This window comes from Rheinheimera riviphila, from assembly GCF_004005945.1.
Taxonomy (GTDB): Bacteria; Pseudomonadota; Gammaproteobacteria; order Enterobacterales; family Alteromonadaceae; genus Pararheinheimera; species Pararheinheimera riviphila.
Map to the genome: position 1 here is coordinate 1 of NZ_SACS01000013.1, position 22,865 is coordinate 22,865.

A 22,865-nucleotide genomic window follows, 5' to 3' on the forward strand; every position below is an offset into this window, starting at 1 on the left:
GTGTCAAATCATCACGTGGCGCACTACCGCTCACGCGGTGAGTGACGCCCTACGCCAGGTGAGTATTTACGCCATCAACAACCAACCGCCATCATGCGAGTCGTGTCAAATCACCACCCGGCGCACTACCGCTCACGCGGTGAGTGACGCCCTACGCCAGGTGAACATTTACTTCATCAACAACCGACCGTCATCATGCGATGTCGTGTCAAATCATAACCCGCCGCACTACCGCTCACGCGGTGAGTGACGCCCTACGGCGGGTGAGCATTTACTTCATCAACAACCGACCGTCATCTAGCGATGTCGTGTCAAATCATCACGTGGCGCACCAGCACTTTCAGCTGTGCTTAAAACTGATACCTCACACTCAGTAGCCAGCTACTCACATCATTAGGTGCCAGGTTTATTTGCTGATAACCAACCCCCAGCTGCCAGTCATTCACCAACTGATATTGCAGTTGTAGCCCTAGCAGCCAGTCATTGCCGTCATTTTCTGTAACAAGCTCGGTATTGTTCATCCGGCTTTTGATCTCTGAATCCCAGAAGAACAGACCCACCGGCACTTCAAGGCGCAACCTATCGTTTTGCCACAAGGTAAATCGGAAGGCCGCACTCACGCCATCCACCAGCACCGGACTGACCGCTTTGAGCAGTGCATGGTATTGCTGCGGTGTCAGACTTTCACCACTGAACTGACTACTGGCATCCCCTAAATCCTGATAGCCCAACTCGATGGCTACCGACGGATGCAACTGATATCCCACAGCGACGCCATAGGAAAAGTCACTTTTATCAAAAGCAGTGATTACCGTGCCCGCCGGCATGCCAGCAGCAAGTGAACTTTGCTTGCTGTCCGCAGAGCTTTGACCGGCAACCCCTTGCAGATACCAGTCAGCACTCTGACTGGCTGGACTGAACAGCAATAGCAGCGCAGTTGTGACTCCGATTGAACTACGGCGTAACACCGCAGCAGTTCCTAACAGCAACAGCGCCCATAACGTCATGCTGCCGCCACTGGATTTATTCTCCACCACCACCTCTTTAAAGGCTGTCACTGTCACCAGCACCTGGCCGGTTGCCGTCCCCCCAAAACCATCCGAGATGCTGTAGCTGATGGTGTCAACACCATCAAATCCGGATTTTGGTGTATAACGCAGCCGCTGGTCAGCTTCGATACTGACGGTTCCCTGCACAGCACTGGCCGCAGTGACCCTCAGACTGTTGCCATCGACGTCGGTATCATTGGTCAGCACCGCAATCAACAGCACCGTTTTGTCATTGGTCGCAGCCACGTCATTCACCGCAACCGGCGCGCTGTTGCTAACGACGTCTATCACCAGCTCGCTACTTGCGGTACCGCCTTTACCATCGGTGACGCTGTAGATCACCGTATCCACACCGGTAAAGTCGGTATTAGGCAGATAACTCAGTTTTTGGTCAGCCAGGATAGTCACAGTCCCAAAGCCGCTGACCGCCTGGGTAATCGTTAAGCTGTCGCCATCGGCATCGGTATCATTGGCCAATACATTCACCACCACGGCGGTATTTTCTCTGGTTGATGCCTGATCAGCCACCGCCACCGGCAGTCTGTTACTGCTCAGCGCCACCGCAACACCACCCGGGTCGACAATCGCACTATTGGCAATACCGTCGGCGTCATTCGGACCACCATCTTGTACCCGCACCTGCACACACCAGTGACCTTCGGTTAAACCCGGCGTCCAGGACGCGTCACCCGGCGGCGGACAGAAACCACGTTCGCCTAAGGTACTCGACACCGAATTGTTGGCGTTGCTGACAAAATCTACCCAGCCGGTGGTGTCGTTGAATTTGCGATAGATGGCATTGGCCGGCACCGGTAACCGCTGTGGCAATACCAGACTGTAGCTTTTACCCTGCTCTGGCAAACCATAAGCAATAAAGTCGAAGATACCGCCAATATTGACCGCCGTAGTATCGGTCTCGACCGCGTCGTTTTCAATTTTCAGACCACCGGCATCTGTTTCAGCAGCCACGGTCCCTAAACGTAAACAGACCCCGGGTTCCCCTTCCGCCACGAACTCAGTCTGTCCTAACAATTCGGTCGGCATCACATTACATTCACTGATCGCATCCTGATAATCCGGGATACCATCACCATCGGAGTCAGCAAAACCTTCTTGATTATCAGGCACTAAATCGCCATCGGAATCACTGCCACTGAGCACCGGCAGGCTAGGTTTAACCACAATAAAGACTCTGCTGGTGGTCGATAAATTGGGCGAACCATTGTCAGTAGCAGTGTAGCTAACCTGATACAAACCAGGGCCCTGTTCAGCCGGATCAAAACTCAGCGCGGTATCTGCTGTAGTGACATTTTCAAGTCGGCCGAAGTCCCAGTTGCCGGTCAGTTGATCCTGCGGATTGGTGTCGGTGACTGTAGCGGTGACAGTAACCACGCCATCACCTTCACTGACCGTCAACCGATCCAGGCCATTCTGCCCGACGGCTAAACTTACCACAGGCGCAATATTGGCTTCGGAGATCAGGATCCGGCTGCTGCGTTGACTCCCCCGGTTGAGGCTGCTGTCCAACGTAATCACAACATCTTCCGGCGAGTCCGCGAGTCCGTCCTCCAGCACATTAAACCGGATACTGGTACTTACACCTGATGCAATCTCTGCCACACCAGACACCAGCGTATGATCGTTGGCACCGGCACTACCACTGACCGAATACGACACCGACACCGGATACGAAGGTGCAGGTCCATTCAGGATCACCGAAACCTCAACTGCATTGCCTTCAGTCACCAGTTGATCTTTGCTCAGAGAAATCAACGGATGCACGCTGACCTTTTGCGCTTTGGTCGCCGTATTGCCATCAGCATCTGTGGCTTGCCAGTACACAATATGCTCGCCTGGTGCAAAGAACAGACTGCCATTGATTAACGATACCCGCAGCCGGCGACCGTTGCGATCAACGGCAGTCGCAGTGCCAAGCTGCACTCGGGTGAAGAGCGCAGTCGCATTGACGGTGATATCTGCAGGCACAGTAATGACCGGCAGATTGGAAGCATCGCCACCGGTAATAATCAGACTGACATCGGCTGAGCCGCGGCCGCCTTTACCATCGCTCAAGGTATAGCGCAGACTGATCGGCCCTACATAGAGATCCGGCACTGTCAGCGTCAGGCCCTGAGCATTAAAGGTGACGGTACCCGCAGTTGCAGAAGCGCCATCAATGGTCAATGGATCGGTATCTACATCAGAATCATTGGCCAACACCGCAAGCTGATACTGATTGGTGCTGGTCCGCTGCAGGTTAAAGCTGTCATCAGCGGCGACCGGTTGGTCATTCACCGCCGTGACAGTCAGACGAATGGTTGCCGTATTTGAACTGAATTCAGCATCTTTGGCGATAAAACCAATACTGTCGGTGCCGTTAAAATCCTGCGCTGGCGTGTAAATCAGTAAATCACCTTGCAGCGTCGCGGTACCGTGTGCAGGTTGGGCCGCAATTTCATAGGTCAATGCATCCGCATCAGCGTCTTGCGCCGTCAAAGTCACACTCAGCGGGTTGTCTTCCGCGGTACTGACAGCACTGTCCATAGCAACCGGCGCCACATTTCCTGCCACAACTGTGAGGTTAAACGCCGCTAAACTGGCGCTAGCGGTGCCATCCGACACACTCATGACAATGCCAGAGGTCACGCCGACATCAGTGCTGGCCGGCGTCCCTGATAGTGCACCAGTGCTGGTACTGAAACTGGCCCAGCCCGGCTTGTTACTGATGCTGAAGGTTAACACGGCACCTTCATCCGGATCTGAAGCTGTTGGGGTGAAGCTATACAGCGTACCGGCATCGACTGAAGTAGCCGGAGTTCCGCTAATCACCGGCGACTGATTCGCTGGTTGCACCGTAATACTAAATGGCGCCAGCGAGGCGGTCTCAGTACCATCACTGACACTGATCACAATGCCGCTGGTGGTCCCCACATCAGTAAGCCCTGGTACACCGGTCAATGCACCGGAACTGCTTGAGAAACTGGCCCAGGCCGGCTGATTACTAATACTGAAAGTCAGCGTTTGTTCGTCGGCATCCGATGCTGCGGGTACAAAACTATAAGGTGTTCCCTGCACCACCGTGGTTGCCGGTGCACCACTGATCACAGGTGCCGTATTTGGTACTTGCGGAGTAACAGAATTTGAAGCCGCTGATGCTGCACCGGAGCCGACAACGTTAGTGGCAACGACGGTGAAGGTATAAGCGGTACCATTGGTTAAGCCAGGGAAAGCAATCGGGGAACTCGCGCCCGTTGCCGTCAGCCCGCCCGGATTGGAAGTTATGGTGTAACCGGAAATGGCCACCCCACCGTTCGAAGCTGGAGCCGTAAAAGTGACTGAAGCCGAGGCGTTCCCTGCAGTTGCGGTGCCGATCACCGGCGCACCTGGCAATACCGGATTGACGGCAAAGCTGCGACTGACCTGAGTTGCCGCTAAATAACTGCTATTACCGGCTTGATCCGCATTAATTGTACAGGTGCCGGCCGTCACAAACGTCAGCAAGCCGCCGGAAGTGACAGTACAAACGCCGGTTGTGGACGAAGTAAAGGTCGGGACAAGACCCGTCGCATCCGTAGTTGCAATCAGGGTTGGCGAAGTTCCAAAATTCTGCGATCCAGGGGCTGCAAAAGTGATGGTTTGCGCTGCCGCCGGCGTGATCGAATTGGATGCCGCTGATGCCGAACCTGTACCTGCCGAATTGGTGGCTGTGACCGTGAAGGTATAAGCGACGCCATTGGTGAGCGTGGCAACAACAATCGGTGAGCTGGCACCAGTACCGGTCAGTCCGCCAGGATTTGCAGTCACGGTATAGCCGGTAATCGCAGCACCACCAATATTTGCTGGTGCAGTAAAGGCGACACTGGCCTGGGTATCACCGGCAGTTGCGGTACCAATGGTGGGAGCACTTGGTGCTACCGGATTCACAGTGAAGGTTCGACTGACTTGTGGGGCCGCTAAAAACGAACTGTCACCAGCCTGATCTGCATTGATGGTACAACTACCAGCAGTGACAAACGTCAGTAAACCGCCACTGGTAATGGTACAAACGCCGGTGGTAGCTGAAGTGAAAGTCACCACATAGCCGCCCCCGGCCGAGGCGGTCGCAGTCAACGTTGGCGTGGTGCCAAAATTCTGCGCGCCCGGATTGGCGAAGGTTATCGTTTGCGGTGCGGCTGGTGTCACCGAATTCGATGCAGCTGACGCAGCACCTGTGCCCGCTGAATTGGTGGCGGTGACGGTAAAGGTGTAAGCCACCCCATTGGTTAAACCCGTCACCGTCACTGGTGAACTGGAACCCGTGCCGGTTGCACCACCCGGATTGGCAGTCACGGTGTAACCACTGGCAATGATTGCCGCGCCACCGTTACTGGCAGGCGCAGTGAAAGTGACGGTCGCTTGAGTATCGCCAGCAGTGGCCGTACCGATGGTTGGGGCACCAGGCACTATCGCATTGACGGTAAAGGTTTGGCTGACGGTGGTCGCGGCGTTCCAGGCAGAATTCCCTGCCTGATCGGCATCAATGGTACAGCTACCAGCGGTAACGAAGGTCAGAGTTCCCGTACCGGTAATGGTACAAACTCCGGTTGTAGACGAACTAAAACTGACCGCAAGCGCGGAAGATGCACTGGCTGATGGCCCCAGATCCGGCGCTGTGCCGAAGTTTTGTGCCCCGGGATTTGGAAAGGTGATGGTTTGATCAGCTTTCGGTGTCGCTGAACCAGAAGATCCTGAAGCCACACTGGTCCCGATAGCATTGGTTGCTGTCACAGTAAAGGTATACGCAGTGCCGTTGGTTAAGCCCGTCACTGTGATCGGGGAGGTGGTAAAACCAAAACCACCTGCGGTAATACTTCCGGGGTTCGAGGTCACGGTATAACCGGTAATGGCCGCACCGCCATTGCTGCCTGGGGCGCTAAATGCAACGGAGACCTGGCCATCACCTGCGGTTGCGGCGCCAATCGTCGGGGCATCTGGAGCAGTCAAAGCGTTACTCACGGTAATGCCATTGCCGGTTAAATCAGCCACCGTCACCGCAGCATCCGCTCCCGCAGCCCAATCTTCAGCGGCAGCCAGATTGTAGGTTGTCGCATCCACCGAGCTGGTGCCGTTTTTATTCAGTAACAGGTTCACGGCATCTTTGTCGGTCATACTGAAAGTGAGGGTAAAACTGCTGCCTGAAGTGATTTCGACATTGGAGGTATCGGTCAGGGTATAAGTAGCGCCACCTTCGCCGGTCAGCGTAAATTTATTGGCCACGATATCGTTGCTGGCACCATTGGCATTAAGCAAACCGGTGGCTGTCACCACTAAGGCGCCGGTTGAGGCATTGTAAGTGGCGCTGGTCACGGTCGGCACCGCTACATTGCTGACGGTCACGCCATTGCCAGTCAGGTCGGCAATCGTCACTGCCGCATCCGCACCGGCATTCCAATCTTCGGCAGCAGCCAGATTATAAGTGGTGGCAGTCGTCGATGAAGTCCCATTTTTATTCAGGATTAAGTTAACTCCGGCGCGGTCGGTCGCACTCAGGGTCAGGCTAAAACTGCTGCCGCTGGTAATTTCGGCATTACCAGTGTCAGTGAACGTATAGGTACTGCCACCTTCGCCGGTCAGGGTAAATTTGTTGGCGACGATGTCATTGGTGGCGCCGCTGGCAGATTTCAAATCGGTACCGGTCACGGTCAGTACGCCGGTACTGGCATCATAAGTTGCTGATGTGACAGCAGGCACTGCCACATTGGACGCAGTAATGCCGTTGCCAGTCAGATCTGCTGTCGCGACCGAATCAGCGATAAAACCAGCAGCACCAGCCAGATTGTACGTCGTAGCGCCGGTAGAACTGGTGCCGTTCTTGTTAACAATCAAATTCACTGCGGCGCGATCAGTAGCGCTGAGTGTCAGGGTAAATGCAGTGGCCGATGAAATTTCGACATTCGCGGTATCGGTCAGGAGATAAGTGCTACCACCTTCACCGGTAACCGTGAATTTATTGGCTACGACATCGTTGGTCGCACCACCGGTTGCAGTGAAATTGGTGCCAGTGACGACCAATGCGCCGGTGTTGGCGTTATAGGTAGCTGACGTGATAGTAGGCGGTGGGATCACGGCATCGGCAAAGACCAATTCATCCAGTACCACAAATAACGGATTGCTACTGCTATCGGTAATCCGAACCTGGTCCACATTCTGAAATTTAGCGGGGGTCAGACCACTAAGCTGGGAATAATCACTATAAAAGTTAGTAGAGTCATCGATAACCAAGGTTTCACTGCCTGTCGACACCCCATCTCTAAAGCCCTCAAATTTTATATGGGTGTGCGCGGTTAGATGATTGACGACCCGAATCCCCTCAAAGGAAAAATCTTCACCACCTTGCGTTCTAACAACGATAGATGCGGCGTCACCCCCATCGGCAATCACACCATCATCAATCTCATCCAAACCATTGCTAAATATATCTGCCCAAAACTCCCAGTTTTCTCCAGTATTGGTGTCCGTTCCCAGATTTGCGGCGTAAATTTCTATCACCACGCCAGGAATATCGGTCGAATTCGCCTCCCCATCCGTGGCTGTCGAGCCCAGCACGACGCCATCAACCGTTCCGGAAAAATTAACCGAACCGGAAAACAAACGACTGGCATAAAGCTGCCGGGCCTTGGTAGAAAAAGGTAGGGATGTCTGAATATCGCCATAACCGGATTCCAGCACCCAGTCCGCATTTTTCGCGGTGGCACCGGTCGCGTTCGATGATGCGGCGACATCCGCTGACGTCAGGTGCGCTAACTGCCGGATAAAAGCAGCACCCCGACTGTCACGAGCAACATCACAACCATAAATGAGAATATCGCCGTCCTGTTGCAGACTGGCAGCGATTTGCTTGAATTCTGCGGTATATGCCGTCAGATTGGTGTGGTCGATGATGGTGCTACCCAGCTTTATTTGTCCCTGCCCGCCATGACTCAAAATATGCAGTGCAGCAAGATCAGTCCGCTTTGCCATCTGTTGCGCCATAAACACCACTCCGTCCTGACCTGGTGGCAGCAACACAACCTCAACGGCTGGGTTTAATTGTTCCAGCAGTGTCATGACATCTGGCACGGCTGCGTCAACAAAGACAATTTCTGATGCTGCTACCACTGGTGTATCAATGCGCGACGCCTGCGCCGGATTGAACATTGCCATGACGAAGCAACACATCCATGCAAAACCAAGACAAATACGCCTCAGCAACCGGAGTGAATGAAAGGTTTTTATGAAAGTAGCTGGATCTGACTTGCACCCTGACATGTGAACGCTCCTGGAAAATTGCCGTCCAGCCCAAGCAGGAAAGGCGTTGAGTAAGTATCAGAAACATTGCAACCATCTGAATTAAAAAAGAAACAGATGATTGCAACATTGCAAACGACCAAAATTATTAACCGTGAGATGGATAGATCCCGACTAGCGCAATAATAAAATTCATGCCTAGATATGGATTGAGCACGGAAACAGCCAGCCCACCCCCAATCGGATTGACTGTCACTGACCCAGCAGTTGTTACACTGCCATGGATACCGCCAAGGCTTGCTTTGGTTGCATCTGGTGCCGTTGCCGTATAAAGACCATTCACAGTTGCATTGGTTGGCCCGACTTTCGCGGTCATCGCCGACAGATAGCTGGTATTCCCCGGAGTCGGCGGCACCATGACCGCAGCCGTCGTAGTCGCTACGTCGACAGTTGCGGTTACCGGACTTACCGCGCCGGTAAACACGGCTGTTGGCGCATGTACAGGGAGCTGTGCAGTCGTCAGGTTGACACTTTCAGTGCCAGCCATTTCTCCCAAAGCGATATCACTTAAGCCAGCGCCAGTGCCCGTTCCGACCGGGCTACGACTTTGCAGATTTGGTAAAGCAAAAGTAGCGTGTCCATCACCGCCGTAATTAGTACCTAGTATCGAAAATAGTGCGGCGTTGGTCGAAATTGCCAAGAGCTGCCCCTGACATAAAGCCCAGCCATTCGGGGCGAAAGTACCGGCAAACATGCGGATTTCACCAATAAAGGGATCAGACATTCGAACTCTCCTTAGTTAGGTTTTGGTGCGGTTTTGTCGAGCAAAACCATTTTCAAAACAATGTCCGACACCTGGATGCTTTACTACACGCCTGCGTCCGGTGCGGGCTTGCTTGTATGGCCTGTGCATCACCTCATCGTGCGATGGTGTGACACTCAATATTTTGGTTAAAAAATAAACTCCATCAAACCTAGGCCAAGTCAGACAAAACATCAACCCGATACAGAAACAGAAACAGAAACAGAAACAGAAACAGAAACAGAAACAGAAACAGAAACATCTTATGATCGCCAGCACAGCTGATAATGGCTTGTAGTTACCGCTACCGACTTAAAATCATGCCGCAGATAAAATTGGTAGGCACCGCTATTTTGCTGGTCAACCAGCAAACTTAACGCCAGTTGTTGCCGTCGGGCATACTGCTGTAATGCTTGTATCAGTTTGCTGCCAAACCCCCGACCACAGTGGGACGGCAAAAACGCCAGATCGGTCAGGTGCAAATATTCCACATGTCGTGCCAGCATCAACCTGCCAACCGGCTCTGTGCAATTAAGCAGCAGATACGTATCGGGTTTGGGCGTTTGTTGGAGGTAACTCTGCAGCTGTAGTTGATATTGCTGTTGCAGCAATTGCCGAACCATTGGTTCAGGCAAGCCACAGTGTTCTAAATACGGGTGATTGGCGGCAAAAAGTTGCTGAAAAAAAGCATCATCAGCTTGCTCAGCAAGTCGAAGTGATAGCCCGGGATCAGAAAAATCCAGCAGCTGCATGGTTGCTCCTTTGTAAGTTTTTGTTCTGGACTCTGTTGGCATCAGACACAAAACTGACCAATTCACGAGGTACCATCGGTGTGACCTCCGTCCTGCCGGATGCCAAAGTATGGCAGGCGGTGAGTGTGCACAGAGAGTCAAACTATATCGTGCCATCTAACCCTGTGACAAAAATGAGTGTAATGCATGATCTGCACAATAACCGGTGAACCCTTTATCGCCCATGCAGTTACTCGCATTAACAACCGAAAACAGCTGCATTCAGGCACTCCTTGCCTCCCGCACCACAGTGCAAAACCAAACTTCGACCTAAAATTGACAGCGCTGACAATAACCACACTGCGATATGGCTCCGTTTAGCAGCCATCAAACCGATAAACTTATAAATATTGATACTTTTGACACAATTTTATTCACTAATCCACCCATTATGGCCTTGTCATCTTTAGCTATTGACTGCAACTGTGTAACGTCTGAATAGAAATGACAGCGATGTCATTTTCCAGTTTAAAGCACCAAAGTGTTGCTAAATACTGTTCATAAAACATGCATCCGGATTGGAAGTCCTGCCAAGCTGCAGCAGAGCAATCCCTAAGATGCCAGATCATTACAACAGGGATAATCATGAACCAGAAACATTTCGCCGTGTCGCGCCTGGCGTCACAAATTACATTGCTGCTTGCTGCCAGCATCAGCCTGCCCGCTATCGCACAAACCGCCTCTGCTACCAGCTCTGCCAAACCACAGGACGAGATCGAAGTGATCAGTGTGCGGGGTTTACGCGCTTCACAGGCGAAAAACCTGAATAACAAACGTCTGGCGGAAAGCACTATTGATTCCATCACGGCAGAAGATATCGGTAAATTACCCGATACCACGATTGCCGACTCACTGCAGCGCGTACCTGGTATCCAGATCCGCCGCTCAGCCGGCGAAGGTTCCACGGTCAACGTGCGCGGTATGCCACAGGTCACTACTTTATTGAATGGCGAACAATTTTTAAGCGCAGGTTCGATCAGTGACGTGCAACCGGATTTTACCGACATTCCTTCGGCCCTGATGGCAGGGATGGATGTATTAAAATCGCCGATGGCCACCACCCTGGCAGGTGGTATTTCCGGCACCGTTGATTTAAAGACCGCCCGTCCCTTTTCACTGGAAGAAGGTCTGACCCTTTCTGGTTCTGCCGAGACTTCCACGGGTTCTTATTCTGATGAAAACGATGGCAAATACAGTGCTTTTGTTGGTTATAACGCCGACAAAGTGGCGGGTATTTTTACCGCTTCTTACGACAAAAGTAATCTGGCCAACTACCGTTTTGGTGCACCGCATGAAGGCTGGGCCTCTGCTTTTGGCGAAGGCAAAGATTGTTTCCCTTGCGCCGGTGGTAACGGCCGTGATTTGAACGGCGATGGCGATTTAAACGATAGTTATTTTGGTTTTATTGATTATGGCAATATGAACCGTTTTAACGAACGCGAGCGCACCGGTTTAAGTGCGTCGGTTCAAGCGGATCTCGGCCAGGGTTTTGAGCTGAGCGGTGATGCCTTTTACACCAAAATGGAAGACGCCGAACGCAGTCAGGGTCTGGTTGCTGACAATGCCTGGTCCGATTATGGCTGGGTGCGGCCAGAAAATCTGGAAGATCGGGGTAAAAACGAAGCCGGTGGTACTTTTTACACCTCCAAGAAAGTCACACTGAATGCACCAAGGGTGAATGCATATTCCGAAAGTCAGACCAATGACCGGGACTCTTTGAACCTGAATCTGAAACTGGCTTACAACAACGGTGATGCTTTGAGTGGTAGTTTCCGTGTCCTGCATGGTCAGGCCGATCGCGCCCATACCGAAAACGTCGCCCAGGGTTATCTGACCAGCGGTGCCCAGCATGGTCTGATGCGCCGTGATGCCAAAGGCATTGAACCGGTGAACCCAAGAGGTTATGGCCCGGCCCGGCCACAGGTCGTGTTTGATACAAGCGGCAAACACCCGCAACTGACCTTCCCGAATGTCGGCACTGAAGTGTTTGGCTCTGATATTAAACGTTACAACATCGTCTCCACTTATTCCGAAAATAACTTTGATGAAGAAGGCACGCTGGATGTTGTCAGAGCCGATGGTAATTACAAGTTTGATACCGAACATCTGCAATCTGTAGATTTTGGCGTACGCCACGGAGCCCGCGATGTCACCCGCGATACCTGGATCATGACCGCACCATTCACCTTAGGTGGCGTAACCAAAGACGTGATGTGGAAAGACTCAGGGGCGACTTTTGCCGACACCAATGGCGATGGCACTATTGACGTTGGCAAAGGCGATCTGACGTTGGGCAAACCCTGGTTCTTTACGGATTTACCCGCTGGCTGGGTCACCCAAGTGAAAGACTTCGGACCGGTTTCTGGGAACGGTATTTATTTTGTTGATCCTAAAGTGATGGACGACCCTTGGGCCTTCCAGAACGCTTTGTATCCAAACAATAAAAAAATTGCCAACCCGAATGACTCGTACAAAGTTGATGAACGCACGCAGTCGGCTTATTTTAAAGCCAATTTCAGCAGTTCAGCCGGTGCCATGAGTTACAACGCCAATATCGGGTTGCAGTATGTCCGCACCGAACTGGATATTAATCAGAATGAGCTGGGTGATGACGCCTGTGTGTTATGTACAGCCCGTATTGACAGTGGTGATATCAATACCAAACGCACGTTTAACGACCTGCTCCCATCTGCCAACCTGGCGGTGAATCTGTCAGAAAACCTGATTTTCCGCAGTGGTTACGGTAAAACCATGACGCGGCTGGATCTGGGCCGTTTAGGTCGGGGTTTATCGGTAGGCCGTACCCGCGCGGGTGAACGGGCCGCTGATTTGGGCGTTTCGCCAGACACGATGGTGGCAGTGGATGCGACTCAAAATGGTAACCCGCAGTTGAACCCATGGTATTCCGACAACATTGATTTAGGCCTGGAATATTACTTTGGCAGCGCCGGTATGGTGAGCGCCTCGATATTTAACATGAATATCGACTCATTTATTGAAACCGGCAGCTCCACCATCAGAGTCAAAGATGGTGACGGCGTGGAACGTCGTGCAGTGCCGGTCAAAGGGGATGTCAATGGCAAAGGCGGTACGATCAAGGGGGTTGAAGTTGCTTATCAGCAAAGTTTTGATTTCCTGCCAGATTTCTGGAGTGGTTTAGGTGCCGGTCTGAATATGACCTACGCACCAAGCGAAAGTGGCGCCGTTGATTTTTACAAAGCAACCTTGCCGATCGCCGACAACTCAGAACGTTCAGGCAACGCGGTGTTGTGGTACGAACGGAGCGGTTTGCAACTGCGGATCGCCGCCAACTACCGCAGTGAACGTCTGGCCAGTAACGGCACGGTGTTTGGTGTGTCCAGCCGCTTACCTATCTGGACGGAACCAACAACTTATATCGATTTATCAGGTAGTTATGATATCACCGATAATTTCACCGGCTACGCTTCTATCAGCAACCTGACCGAAGAGTATGAAAACAATTACCTGCAGTGGGAAGGCAATGTCATTTCACAAAATATCTACGAACGCCGGGTGACTTTGGGTGTCCGTGCCCGCTTCTGATCAATCTGACGATGCAGACCTTTACCGGCGCTGCTAAAACCACACCGCCGCAGCTCGTTTGCGGCGGTGTTTTTATTGAAATAACCGACGAATTACCCCAGAGGCTCGGATGCAAAATTCTATAACACCCCAGGCTCCGCCATTAAAACTACTGATTGTCGGCGGCGGCACCGCTGGCTGGCTGAGCGCCCTGATGCTGGCATGGCATTTCCGTCAACAACCCTGGGTCCACATTGAGCTGGTGGAAGCTCCGGATATTGCCACTATCGGTGTCGGCGAAGGCTCGACGCCGGCTTTAACCCGGTTGTTCCGCCAACTGGAAATCGCTGAAGCCGACTGGATGCCCGCCTGTCAGGCCACGTACAAAAATGGTATTCAGTTCAGTGATTGGTCGACAATTCCGGGTTACCAGCATTATTTCCACCCTTTTCCAAGCAGTGAAGACAATGCGGTATTACCGGAATTTTTCCGCCAGGTGCGTGCGGCACAACAGGGCCAGCCCAATGATGCGCACCCGGATAGCTTTTTTTTGCAACACCAACTGGCCATCACAGGCAAAGCGCCTTTTTGTGCCGACCACCAGATCCAGCTGCAATATGGTTATCATTTTGATGCTGGTTTACTGGGCCAATGCCTGAAAAAAATTGCCATCCAGCGTGGTGTTGCTTACCGGCCATTTAAAGTGACCGATGTGCAGTGTTTTGCCGATGGCGCGATTGCGCAATTGCATACTGCTGAAGGTGCAACATTAGCAGCCGATTTTTACGTTGATTGCACCGGTTTTGCCAGCAAGCTGATGCGCCAGACACTCGGTAGCAAGTTTCATCGTTATCAGCAGATGTTGCCGAATAATGCCGCCCTGACCATTGCCACCCAAGCCGAATCGCACCCACTTTCTCAAACAACCGCAACCGCCTTGCGCCATGGTTGGTGCTGGCAAATTCCGCTGCAACATCGCACCGGCAATGGTTATGTGTTCAGCCAGGATTTTATTTCCGCCGATATCGCCGAAACCGAATTACGCCAGCACCTTGGCTTGTCGGAGCAAGAAGGTAGCAGCAGATTATTGAAGTTTGAGTCGGGCCGGTTGCAACAACACTGGCAGCACAACTGCGTTGCCGTTGGCTTATCTCAGGGTTTTATTGAGCCGCTTGAAGCCACGGCACTTTATCTGGTGCAACAGACGGTCAGTCATTTTTTATTACACTGGCAACAAAGCCAGTATCAGTGCCGCGGTGAACTGGTAGCCAGATCTGACTATAACCTTCTGATCAATAACTACTTTGATCGTGTCGCTGATTATATAGTGCTGCATTACAAAACCAATTCCCGTTCGGATTCCGATTACTGGCAACACAACAGAAAGTTAGAGTTTATTTCGCCGGAGCTGCGTCAGTTATTACAGTGTTGGCAGTCAGGCGGCGATTTGCCTGCGCTGCTGGCCGCAAAACAGCTGGAGAAATATTACCATGCTGTTTCCTGGTATTGTCTGTTGGCAGGCACCGGCTATTTACCCGAGCGCGGCCGTTTACCAGAGTACAGCCGGCAACAATTACCAGCGGCACAGCAACGGCTGCAGCGCTGGCAACAATTGGCGGCCTGGTGCCCGGAACAGCTGGCACATCTGCGCCAGCTTGCTGCATCAAATCGTTTGGTTACCCCGTAACGCCAACTGATGTAATTGCCGTAAATCAGATTGCCGGTACTGGCGTGGTGTCATTTTTTTCAGTTTTAAAAACTGGCGGTTAAAATTCGCCATACTGAAAAAACCACACTTACCGGCAATCATTTCCACCGACCAACTGGTTTTCAGCAAATGGTCACAAGCCCTTTCTATCCGCAGCTGAATCACATACTGGGTAATGGTCATTTCTGTTTTTTGCCGGAAAAAACGATGCAGATGGTTGGTACTCATATGGACAATGCCCGCCAACTTGGCAGCGCTGAGATCTTCCATCAGATTCTGATGGATGTAATTGATAATTTTATCAATTTTACGCTGACTGCTGATTTTATCCGGTTCAATGTTGTCGGGAACGGTGAGTCGCTGCACTTGTTCATCCTGACTGAGCAACACCAGGATCTGCAACAAGCGAATTTGCCGGGTCATCACATCATCCTGCTCCAGCTGCAACACCAGCGGTTTAACCTGTGCGGTGATTTCAGCGCTAAAACAAGCACCAGCTTTGGCCAGCGTTAACAACTTCTGCAACCTTTGCAACGCCGGATTCAGCTGCAACCATTGCTCCAGCCAGAGCCCCGGCAACTGCAGCACATAAGCATGGTGTTGGCCTGTTACACCGTCGATTGCCGCCTGACTTTGCCAGCCGTGCGGCAAATATGGCCCCAGCAGTACCAAATCATTATCCTGATAAGTCTCAGTACTGGTGCCGACAAAACGGTTCCCCGTGCTGTTGCAGGTCAAAACCAGCTCGTACTCCGGATGACAATGCCAGTTCAGCTCAATCGCCGGCCAGCAATAATGATAAAAACGCCAGGATTGACCCGGTTCGGTGATAATTTTTTCAAATTGCAGTTTCATATTTTCATCCTGAAAACAGATTTCCTTGCCTATGGTCATTGTTGCGACCTTGTAACTACCGCAGAAAGATTACGGTCGGCACTTCAACATCACGACGGATTAAAACAACCATAAAAAAATTATAAATTTCATATAGATAAATAAATTCATCCGTTTTAAATCAGACCGCACCACTATGCCAAACCGCGCAAGGAAAGTACAGATTTTAGGTAGAAATCCATTACAACCCACTAACAGAATACTCCAGAATTGAAAAAAACAACCAAGGATCATTCATGCGTTCGCAACATCCTGTGTTGATTTTGCTGGTGTTGACCGGCTTTATCACAGTGTCATTTATTACCAATTTATTGGGACCAATTTTCCCTGAACTGATCAGCGATTTTGGTATCGGTCTGATGCTGGCTGGTTTTTTCCCCTTTGCATTTTTTATCGCTTATGGCGTGATGTCGGTACCTGCGGGTTTGTTGGTTGAACGTTTTGGCGAACGGGCCATGATGTTGTTTGCCTATAGCTTAAGTGCCCTGAGTTGTGGGCTCTTTGTGCTGTTGCCACATTTTGCTGTCGCAATGTTGTCGTTATTCTGCCTTGGCCTTGCCATGAGTGTGCTGCAAGTGGTGATGAATCCACTGCTGCGTTTTGCCGCTGGCAGCGAACATTATTCTTTTATGGCCGTACTAGGCCAGTTGTTGTTTGGTCTGGCGGCCGCTATCACCCCTGTTATTTATCAGCAACTTACGGCGCTACCAAGCGATGCATGGCTGTATCCCTTGTTGTTGTGGTTACCCGCGACGATGCCGTGGCTCAGTTTGTATCTGCTGTTTGCGGTGATTTGTCTGCTGATGTTGGTGTGGTTGTGGTTTTTACCTTTTCCGAAGCACACCGCAACTGAAGCTGCTGCCGAGCCTGAGTCCGCCCACCACATGCTGCAAAGCCAGTGGTTGTTGCTAAAAAACCGCACAGTGCAGAAGTTCTTTGTCGCCATCTTTTGTTATGTCGCGCTGGAACAAGGCATCGCCAACAGCATGGCGGTTTATTTACAGCAAGTGCATCAGGTGGATGCCGCCAGCACCGGCGCCAGTGCAGTGGGCCAGTTCTGGCTAAATATGACGATTGGCTGTGTATTAGGGCTGCTGTTGTTAAAGCTGTTTGATTGTCGTTTTATTCTGCTGATCTTTGGCACTGTCAGCCTGTTGCTACTCGTACTCGGTTTGTCGGGTGACAAACCACTGGCGCTTTGGTGTTTACCGCTGCTCGGTGGCAGTTTATCGGTGATGTGGTCGATTATTTTTGCCTTGGCGCTGAACTCGATGCCCGGACAACATGGTGCTGTTGCCGGCATCTTGTGTAGCGGCATTATCGGCGGCGCTTTTGCCTCGCCTCTGCTTGGTCTGCTGGCCGAACAACTGGACAGTATCCGGCTCGCTATGCTGCTGCTATTCGTGCCGCTGGCTTACATTATTTCGATTGTGTTCTGGGCCAGGCCGTTGGTGAATAACCAGAACTGGTGGGCCAGCCGTCAGCGCCAGCCTGCCGCCGGATTGGAGGATGTGGCATGAAAGCACTTGTCCTTTCTCATCAAACCCTGCTTTTGTGTGGCAGTCTGCTATATGCATCAGCGCTGTTGTCACCGCAATTACAGGCGGAGCCAAGGCCTGCAGCTGAAGTGGCGGCAGCACTGAAAGTAGAATATCAGTTGTTGCAGCCCGCTTATGCCGAATGTCCGGTGAGCAAACTACGCAAAGAACCCGGTTGTTATTTATCAAGACTGAGCCTGACATTGCCTTTTGCCCATCAGGCAACAGACTGGCGGATTTATTTCAGCCAGTTGACGCCGGTGATCGCCAGCCTGCACCCACAATTGCAGATCCGTCATCTGAATGGCGACTTACATGAGCTGAGTGCCAAAGCAGGTTTTAGCGGTTTTCAGGCCCGGCAACCGATTGAGATTGATTTTATCAGCGCTTCCGGCATTTTCAGCCAATCGATGTTGCCTGGCAATTATCTGCTACAAGACAAATATAACGACGTTCATCTGATCACCAGTACCAGCACCGGCAACACCGATGCCAGTGGCACCCCGGCTTTTATCCGGCCTTTTACCAACAGCAACCCGGAATTTTTGCAAAACCCGGCTGACGAATTGGGTGTGGCCAGTGGCGAAAGCCTGTATCAGCACTATCTGCACTATCAGCGTGCTCAAGCGGCAGCTCCGGCAAATACCACAGCCACCCAGCATAGGTTGATCCCAAAACCTGCGTTGCAACAGGAACTTAGTAAAACAGCCGTCAATACCACGGCCGGTTTTGCCTTGCAGCTGGCAGACGCACAGTTACAACAACAGCTGCAATCTGCGCTACTGCAGTTGCAACAACAGCAACTGTTAAAACCACAGAGTAAAACGCCGCTGCAGATCAGGATCAAAACCGGTTTTGCCTCTGCCGAACATTACCGGTTACGGATTGAGCCAGCAGGTATCCAGATTGAAGCAGGCGGTACCGCCGGTGCTTTTTATGCGTTGCAGTCGGTGCTTGGGCTTTATGACGCAGCCAATAAACAACTGCCCTCAGTGCTGATTGAAGATGGCCCTGCTTATCCGTACCGTGGTCAGCATGTTGATATAGCAAGAAATTTTCTTGGCAAAGATTTTATCCTACAGCTGATCAGCCAGATGGCGCGCTACAAAATGAATCAGTTGCATCTGCATCTGGCCGACGACGAAGGCTGGCGTATTGCGATCAAAGCGCTGCCGGAACTGACCGAACTTGGCGCCAGACGCTGCCTGGATTTGGGGGAAACCCGCTGTTTATTACCACAGCTCGGAGCTGGTCATCAGCCGGACGCCCTGCCCAATGGTTTTCTTAGCCAGCAGGATTATCTCGACATTCTGGCACATGCCAAAGCACATCAGGTGCGGGTGATCCCAAGTCTGGATATGCCGGGCCACAGCAGAGCGGCGGTCAAAGCGATGTCACTGCGCGCAGAAAAGTTAAAGCAGCAACAATCGCCAGACTGGGATCAACACCTGCTGACGGAAGCCGTTGATCGCAGCGACTATTTGTCCATTCAGTACTATCACGACAACACCATCAACGTTTGTCTCGACAGCAGTTACCGCTTTATCGACACCGTGCTCGATGAATTGGTCAGCATGCATCAGCAGGCTGGAATGCCACTCGGGCTTTATCATATTGGCGCGGACGAAACCGCGGGTGCCTGGCAACAATCGCCTGCTTGTCAAAAGCTGAAAGATGCCGGTGAAACCGATTTAATGCGCTATTTTTTAACCCGGACTGCCAGCCTGCTGCAGGCTAAAGGCGTGCAACTGGCGGCCTGGAGTGATGGCCTGAAACATCTGCAGCCTGGTCAAAACAGCCAGCCTTTACCATCGTCTGTCACGTCTTATATCTGGCAAAACAGTTATGACGGCGCCGCCCTGACCGCCCATCAGCACGCCAATCCCGGCTGGCAAGTGGTGCTGGCACTGCCAGATGCCAGTTATTTTGACGTGCCTTATTTAAACACTCCTTATGCCCGCGGTAATCATTGGGCCAGCCGCATGTTAAGCACTGAAAAAGTGTTTAGTTTCCAGCCGCAAAATCTGCCGTCATTGGCTGCGGTCTGGCAGGACCTGAATGGCAAAAATTATCAGATAAACGACAAGGTTCCGCTGCAACAACCAAAGCAAATTATTGGTTTACAAGGCAACTTATGGACAGAAGTGATCCCGGACGCCCAAAGCGCCTGGCAGATGTTACTACCGAGATTATTGGCTTTTGCCGAGCGCAGCTGGCATCTGGCTGACTGGCAGCCGCCCTATCAACCAGGCCGTTCTTATCAGCACAACAGCCCATTGTTAAGTGCAAAGCAGAGTCAGCAGTATCAGGCCGACTGGCATAGTTTTCAGCAGCGTTTGTGGTTCAAAGAGGTGCCAGCCCTGCTGGCCGCCGGTTTGCCGGTGCAGTTGCCCTGGGTTGGTGTGAAACAGATAAAAGGCAAACTACAGGCCCTGACCGAGCCCGGACTGTTGATTGAATATCAACAAGGTCATCAGCCATGGCAGCTTTACCAACAACCGTTGCCGCCAGCAAACAACATTCGTTTTCGCAGCAAAATCGTCAACCCATTACCACCGGCAGCACAGACGCTGCCACAACACGGATTAAGCAGCACCGTCGGTACTGCATGGTAACAGGGCACATCGCCCTGAATTAAAGGAGAGGAAAGTGATGAAAAAGACCCTTCTGGCAGCTTTATTCAGCTGCACAGTATTATCCGCTCAGGCCGCAGAAAAAGGCGTGATTTATCTGACCTTTGATGACGGCCCAATTAACGCGTCCAATCAATTAGTAACTGAGCTGGACGCCGCCGGGATCCGCGCGACTTTTTTCATCAATGCTTTTCACATGTTCGGCGAAGGTGACGAAAACGAATCGTACGCCACCACGTCGTTGCAAAAAATGTTTAACTCAGGCCATATCATTGCCAACCACAGTGATGACCACATGCTGCACAACTGCACCGATGGCATTGAATCCGGAGCTTTTTATTGCAACAGAGTCGGATTGTGGCCGGTGAAATCTTATCGTTCGGTCAGTGCTGATTTAACCTATTTTGATAAAAATATCCAACGGGTGGAGCAGGAAATTCCTGGTGCTTATTTGTATACCAATTACAAAATGAGCAAACTGGCGCGGCTGCCGTATACCAACGGCTGGCGTGTCACCACCAAAATGAAAGGTGATGGTCGTTGTGCGACATCAGACACAGTGCCGCCATGGGATCCGGCATTCAGCTGTGACGCTGCAACTTCAACCCAAAGCAGCAAAACTGCAGCGCAAATTGCTGACCAACTGGCCAGCCGCGGCTATAAACTTTATGGTTGGGATTTAGACTGGGGTCCGGAAAACTGGGGTGTGGCCTTCCCGGCTGAAACTTTGTTAGATGGTGATGCCTTGTTAGCCAGGGTGAATGCGGTGGTCAATACCTGTGCCCCGCGGACGATGAACCCGCTGAACAGCCGGACACCGGATCTGGATTGTTCCGATGGCATCGCCCGTAACAAAGTGGTGATCCTGGCGCACGACTTCCTGTTCGAAAATGGCAAACGTGGTCAGGGTGCAACAATTAACCTGCCAAAAATCAAACGTTTTGTCGATGCGGCCAAAGCTGAAGGTTACCGTTTTGACACGCTGGATAACTACGCACCGCAGTGGCAGCCCTATGTGGCTTATAAAGCCGGTGATTTTGTCAGTTTTGAAGACAAAATTTACAGCATTATTCAGCCACACACTTCACAGATCAACTGGAACCCTACGGCAACTCCAGCGCTGTGGCGCAACGAGATTTAACCAATATCGGCGCTTTAACAGTACCGGTAGACTTTAACTCCCATTCCGTTACCGGTACTTTTTTCTTCCGCCAGCAGTTCACTGCTGGCTTTTTTGTGGCCATTGCACTGGCCGTCAATATTCTCAATCCAGCGAACTTTCCACTTGTTGCTGCAACTGTGCCAGCCGTTCGGCGATTTGCTGACGATCTTGCGCCAGTAGTTCGCGTTCGGTGAGCAGCTCGTAGCTTAAATTTAGTGCTGCGAGCACCGCAGCTTGTTCGGCGGATAAAGTGCGGCTTTTGCTTTTCAGCTCAGCGATTTTTTCATTGAGTAAAGCCGCCGCTTCCTGCAAACCTTGTTGCTGATGCTGTGGGGTTTTCAGCTTGTAATTGCGCCCGGCGATGTCGAGACTGACTTCGGAAAATTCAGTGTGCAACATCGGGTTAAGCCTGAGCCGGGAACAATGCTAACAACGCCTCCAGCTTTTGAGCTGTGGCCGTTTGTAACTCTTCCTGCTCCATCGCCTGCAACTGAAAGTTTTCCAGCTCTTCGTGCTTTTGCTTTAACTGCTGCTGGCTGTGCAGTAATGCCTGATTTAACTGCTGGTTTTCACTGACAAGGCGTTGAATGGCGGATTCTAACTGACTGAATTGATTATTAAACATACAAAGATTTATTCCAAAATAGCGGGGGAAGGGAAAGGCGCGCAGGATAACAGCGAAACGGTAAAAACACAGCGTTAAATCGGGTTTTATTCGCAGGTTTTCGGCTAGTTTTAGTAAAAGATAATCTATTCAGTTGCGGTACAAACTACACTGCGATGATGGGTTCTGGCGCATTATCGGGTTATGGCGCACTACCGCTTGCGCGGTGAGTGACGCCCTACGATGCTTGTGATGTTAAACATAGTGTTCAACTTACACGGTTGCAAAGTCAGCAGTTTTGGAGATTACCATGGCAAATTATCGAAAAATCACCTTATTACTTATTAGCTTAAGTTTGATTGGCACCAGCACTGCAGCGCTGGCTGAACCACCGGCACATGCTAAGGGTGCGCAAAAGGCTGGCAAAAAAGCCGAGAAAGGCGCTGCAAAACACCTATCTGACAGCAACGCCACGTTAGCGGCGGCCGGCACTGGCATCGTCGCTTCCACCACCATTGGCGGTGTCACCATCAACGCCCGGATCAGCGTGGGTCAGGCTCGGGAAATGGCGGTTAGTTATCAGCAAACCGGCTATAGCAGCTTACCGCCTGGCATTCGCAAAAATCTGGCGCGGGGTAAACCACTGCCACCGGGCATTGCGAAAAAACTACAGTCTTCACCGATGTTACAGCAACTGCCGCAGCATCCAGGCTATGAATGGCGGGCTTGTGGCACCGATTTAGTGCTGGTTTCGATTGCCAGCCAGGTGATTGCTGAGGTGTTGATCGACGTTTTTAACTAAGAATTCACTCTGAGCCCCAGATGTTAATGGCGCACTACCGCTTGCGCGGTGAGTGACGCCCTTGTATCCATTT

12 protein-coding genes are annotated in these 22,865 nt (G+C 51.6%); 6 read left to right on the plus strand and 6 right to left on the minus strand.

Features of this window, described 5'->3' with window-relative positions; genetic code table 11:
- Nucleotides 1-350 precede the first annotated feature (350 nt).
- The 3 genes from EOE67_RS12490 to EOE67_RS12500 form a co-directional block, all read right to left on the minus strand.
- Nucleotides 351-8,231, minus strand: a complete 7,881-nt coding sequence (locus EOE67_RS12490; RefSeq protein ID WP_206099582.1) for an Ig-like domain-containing protein — start codon at nt 8,229-8,231, stop codon at nt 351-353.
- A gap of 232 nt (nt 8,232-8,463) precedes the next feature.
- Nucleotides 8,464-9,099 carry a phage tail protein gene (locus EOE67_RS12495; protein WP_127699418.1) on the minus strand — a complete coding sequence of 212 codons (636 nt, stop codon included), beginning with the start codon at nt 9,097-9,099 and terminating at the stop codon, nt 8,464-8,466.
- A 281-nt stretch (nt 9,100-9,380) separates the two neighbouring features.
- A complete protein-coding gene (locus EOE67_RS12500) occupies nt 9,381-9,869 on the minus strand; it encodes a GNAT family N-acetyltransferase (protein ID WP_164852318.1) in 489 nt (162 codons plus the stop codon).
- A gap of 624 nt (nt 9,870-10,493) precedes the next feature.
- Here EOE67_RS12500 and EOE67_RS12505 point away from each other — a divergent pair.
- Both EOE67_RS12505 and EOE67_RS12510 read left to right on the plus strand, forming a co-directional pair.
- On the plus strand, nt 10,494-13,472 hold the full coding sequence (locus tag EOE67_RS12505; protein WP_164852319.1) for a TonB-dependent receptor: 2,979 nt from the start codon (nt 10,494-10,496) through the stop codon (nt 13,470-13,472).
- A 109-nt stretch (nt 13,473-13,581) separates the two neighbouring features.
- The gene (locus tag EOE67_RS12510) at nt 13,582-15,138 is read left to right on the plus strand and encodes a tryptophan halogenase family protein (protein ID WP_127699421.1); all 1,557 of its coding nucleotides are present in this window, start codon (nt 13,582-13,584) and stop codon (nt 15,136-15,138) included.
- On the opposite strand, the gene EOE67_RS12515 is transcribed toward EOE67_RS12510, so the two are convergent.
- A complete protein-coding gene (locus EOE67_RS12515) occupies nt 15,115-16,014 on the minus strand; it encodes a helix-turn-helix domain-containing protein (protein WP_164852320.1) in 900 nt (299 codons plus the stop codon). The genes EOE67_RS12510 and EOE67_RS12515 overlap by 24 nt on opposite strands.
- A 275-nt stretch (nt 16,015-16,289) precedes the next feature.
- Here EOE67_RS12515 and EOE67_RS12520 point away from each other — a divergent pair, with 275 nt between their 5' ends.
- From EOE67_RS12520 to EOE67_RS12530, 3 genes are read left to right on the plus strand one after another with little or no spacing between them, the layout of a single operon-like run.
- Nucleotides 16,290-17,573: an MFS transporter gene (locus EOE67_RS12520; RefSeq protein ID WP_127699423.1), complete on the plus strand. Its 1,284-nt coding sequence runs from the start codon at nt 16,290-16,292 to the stop codon at nt 17,571-17,573.
- The gene (locus EOE67_RS12525; protein WP_127699424.1) at nt 17,570-20,206 is read left to right on the plus strand and encodes a family 20 glycosylhydrolase; all 2,637 of its coding nucleotides are present in this window, start codon (nt 17,570-17,572) and stop codon (nt 20,204-20,206) included. Before EOE67_RS12520 ends, EOE67_RS12525 begins: the two co-directional genes overlap by 4 nt.
- A 37-nt stretch (nt 20,207-20,243) precedes the next feature.
- Nucleotides 20,244-21,365: a polysaccharide deacetylase family protein gene (locus EOE67_RS12530; RefSeq protein ID WP_127699425.1), complete on the plus strand. Its 1,122-nt coding sequence runs from the start codon at nt 20,244-20,246 to the stop codon at nt 21,363-21,365.
- Between the two features lie 123 nt (nt 21,366-21,488).
- On the opposite strand, the gene EOE67_RS12535 is transcribed toward EOE67_RS12530, so the two are convergent.
- Both EOE67_RS12535 and EOE67_RS12540 read right to left on the minus strand, forming a co-directional pair.
- Nucleotides 21,489-21,785: a cell division protein ZapA gene (locus tag EOE67_RS12535; protein WP_127699426.1), complete on the minus strand. Its 297-nt coding sequence runs from the start codon at nt 21,783-21,785 to the stop codon at nt 21,489-21,491.
- Nucleotides 21,786-21,789: 4 nt separating this feature from the next.
- Complete coding sequence (locus EOE67_RS12540; RefSeq protein ID WP_127699427.1) at nt 21,790-22,011, minus strand: MreC domain-containing protein; 222 nt, start codon at nt 22,009-22,011, stop codon at nt 21,790-21,792.
- Nucleotides 22,012-22,300: 289 nt separating this feature from the next.
- Here EOE67_RS12540 and EOE67_RS12545 point away from each other — a divergent pair, with 289 nt between their 5' ends.
- Nucleotides 22,301-22,792 (plus strand): anti-virulence regulator CigR family protein, encoded by a 492-nt coding sequence (locus tag EOE67_RS12545; RefSeq protein WP_127699428.1) that lies wholly within the window; start codon nt 22,301-22,303, stop codon nt 22,790-22,792.
- Nucleotides 22,793-22,865 lie beyond the last annotated feature (73 nt).

Bases quoted from the DNA above. Each gene is read 5' to 3' on its own strand.
- EOE67_RS12530 (WP_127699425.1), top strand. From the start codon at position 20,244: ATGAAAAAGACCCTTCTGGCAGCTTTATTCAGCTGCACAGTATTATCC.
- EOE67_RS12505 (WP_164852319.1), top strand. From the start codon at position 10,494: ATGAACCAGAAACATTTCGCCGTGTCGCGCCTGGCGTCACAAATTACA.
- EOE67_RS12510 (WP_127699421.1), top strand. From the start codon at position 13,582: ATGCAAAATTCTATAACACCCCAGGCTCCGCCATTAAAACTACTGATT.
- EOE67_RS12500 (WP_164852318.1), bottom strand. From the start codon at position 9,869: ATGCAGCTGCTGGATTTTTCTGATCCCGGGCTATCACTTCGACTTGCT.
- EOE67_RS12515 (WP_164852320.1), bottom strand. From the start codon at position 16,014: ATGAAACTGCAATTTGAAAAAATTATCACCGAACCGGGTCAATCCTGG.
- EOE67_RS12495 (WP_127699418.1), bottom strand. From the start codon at position 9,099: ATGTCTGATCCCTTTATTGGTGAAATCCGCATGTTTGCCGGTACTTTC.
- EOE67_RS12545 (WP_127699428.1), top strand. From the start codon at position 22,301: ATGGCAAATTATCGAAAAATCACCTTATTACTTATTAGCTTAAGTTTG.
- EOE67_RS12540 (WP_127699427.1), bottom strand. From the start codon at position 22,011: ATGTTTAATAATCAATTCAGTCAGTTAGAATCCGCCATTCAACGCCTT.
- EOE67_RS12525 (WP_127699424.1), top strand. From the start codon at position 17,570: ATGAAAGCACTTGTCCTTTCTCATCAAACCCTGCTTTTGTGTGGCAGT.
- EOE67_RS12535 (WP_127699426.1), bottom strand. From the start codon at position 21,785: ATGTTGCACACTGAATTTTCCGAAGTCAGTCTCGACATCGCCGGGCGC.
- EOE67_RS12490 (WP_206099582.1), bottom strand. From the start codon at position 8,231: ATGGCAATGTTCAATCCGGCGCAGGCGTCGCGCATTGATACACCAGTG.
- EOE67_RS12520 (WP_127699423.1), top strand. From the start codon at position 16,290: ATGCGTTCGCAACATCCTGTGTTGATTTTGCTGGTGTTGACCGGCTTT.